Here is a 1633-nt window from a genome sequence, read left to right as displayed (position 1 = left end):
TCGGTCGATTCCTGCACTTTCGATGGTTCGTTTCCCCCTTTCGCGGCCCGTCGGCGGTCGCCGGGGGTTTCGGTGCGTTCGGTCTCGCTTTCCTGGTCCGCGTCTTCGGATAGTTGCGTGCTCATTTACATCAACCCGTTCATGGTGAGTGCGACGTAGATACCCTGAATGGCCAGCAGGAGGCCGGCCACGACGAGTACCCATTTCACCGCCGTCTTTCGGCTTCCCGTGAGACCCTGGTTCAGCAGGGCCGCGTACACGCCGTTCACGCCGTGGAACGTCGCCGTGAGGAGGAACAACGTCATCGTGGCGAAGTATCCCCACTGGGACATCCGCGCCTGCGTTCCGAGGAAGGTCACGTCCTCGGCGTGGTTGACGAAGTGGAGCATGAAGAGGTGGAACGCCAGCACGACGATGAGGAACGCCGCCGTAACGCGCTGGAGGAACCACGACATGCTGCCGCTTCGGAACGAGGAGTAGCGCTCCGCCATTTCAGAACGCCCCCGTGAGTAGCGTCGGAATGCTCGCCAACACGATGATGGCGGTCACGATCAGCGACGCGTAGAAGCTCTTGTCCTGCGATTCCAGTCCGAGTCCGAGGTCGATAAAGAGGAGTCTGACGCCGTTGAGAATGTGGAAGACAGCCACGGCGATCAGTCCGACTTCGGCGATTCGGATGACGGTTAGCCCTTCGAGACCCTGGATCGTTTGGGTGTAGTAGTGCCCGTTACCGACAGTAGAGGTACTCAGCACGGCGATATGTGTGAACAGATAGCCGATGAGCACCCACCCGGTAAATTTGTGGAAGATCCAGGCCCACATGCCGGCCGAAAACTCACGCCATCGGCCGAAGTCCTCAATGAGGCCTCGATCATACGATTGACTCATGCCACTCGAATGGTCGGTACCGGGGGCAAATAGAAGTTACTACCTGTCCGCGTATGTGCCCCATAATTGAACCTCGATTGACCACTTGGCCCCTCAGTACCGAATCCGAAATGGACGCACATCCCTGGGGCTCTATCGACTGATCTCCATAACGAATCCGACGAACGTTTGAGCGCTTACAGGAACCAACTATCAGTAAAATTCGAACTCACGGATTGCCGCTTTCGGGATGATGCGGCAACCTTCGCAGATATCATGGTTACTGGTCGCCGAGTTCGGGTGCCCCGACGTAGCCCGGCGGTTGCACGTCGCCCTCGGTTTCCGCGTGTGCCCGGTCACGTTTCAGTGCGCGGCGGGTGTCCGCGTTCAGTTCCACGATGTGACAGAGCGGGTTTCCGGGGTAGACCACCGGATTCTCCAGCACACCGACGAGCAGGCCGGTGAACGGTGCCTTGACGGACTCGCTTTCGGTCTTGAACGGGTTCGTGATGGAACAGATTGGCGTCCCCTCGTACACCAGCGAGCCACGGTCGTAATGCATCTCGACGAGGCCCCCGACGTCCGCGCGGAGCCACGTCTTTTCCTTCTCGTCGTCGATGACGGTTCGCCATCCGGGCCATTTCACCGGGTCGTCGGGGTGGAGATTGTACTCCGCGAAGGCGCTCATCACACCTTCGAGCGCTCGGTCGATGAAGTGTCGTTGGAAGCGGTGTGCTTCGCCCATCTCGATGGTGATGGTCGGAAT

At 59.3% G+C, this 1633-nt stretch carries 3 protein-coding genes; all 3 read right to left on the bottom strand.

Translation table 11 applies throughout. From position 1 onward, the window contains the following. Nucleotides 1-125: 125 nt before the first annotated feature. A complete protein-coding gene (locus tag WBV42_RS03010; protein ID WP_253227253.1) occupies nt 126-491 on the bottom strand; it encodes a succinate dehydrogenase hydrophobic membrane anchor subunit in 366 nt (121 codons plus the stop codon). Nucleotide 492: 1 nt separating this feature from the next. Continuing rightward, nucleotides 493-888 (bottom strand): succinate dehydrogenase, cytochrome b556 subunit, encoded by a 396-nt coding sequence (gene sdhC, locus WBV42_RS03005; RefSeq protein WP_423984720.1) that lies wholly within the window; start codon nt 886-888, stop codon nt 493-495. Nucleotides 889-1147: 259 nt separating this feature from the next. Continuing rightward, nucleotides 1148-1633 (bottom strand): succinylglutamate desuccinylase/aspartoacylase family protein (locus WBV42_RS03000; RefSeq protein WP_423984719.1); only part of this gene is annotated, 486 nt, incomplete at its 5' end.

It is taken from the genome of Haladaptatus sp., assembly GCF_049589095.1.
GTDB lineage: Archaea > Halobacteriota > Halobacteria > Halobacteriales > Haladaptataceae > Haladaptatus.
The sequence above is the reverse complement of the archived record's forward strand: the minus strand, read 5'-3'. Positions and strand labels throughout refer to the sequence as shown.

Excerpts from the sequence above, each read along its gene's own strand:
- sdhC (WP_423984720.1), bottom strand. The coding sequence starts at position 888 with ATGAGTCAATCGTATGATCGAGGCCTCATTGAGGACTTCGGCCGATGG.
- WBV42_RS03010 (WP_253227253.1), bottom strand. The coding sequence starts at position 491 with ATGGCGGAGCGCTACTCCTCGTTCCGAAGCGGCAGCATGTCGTGGTTC.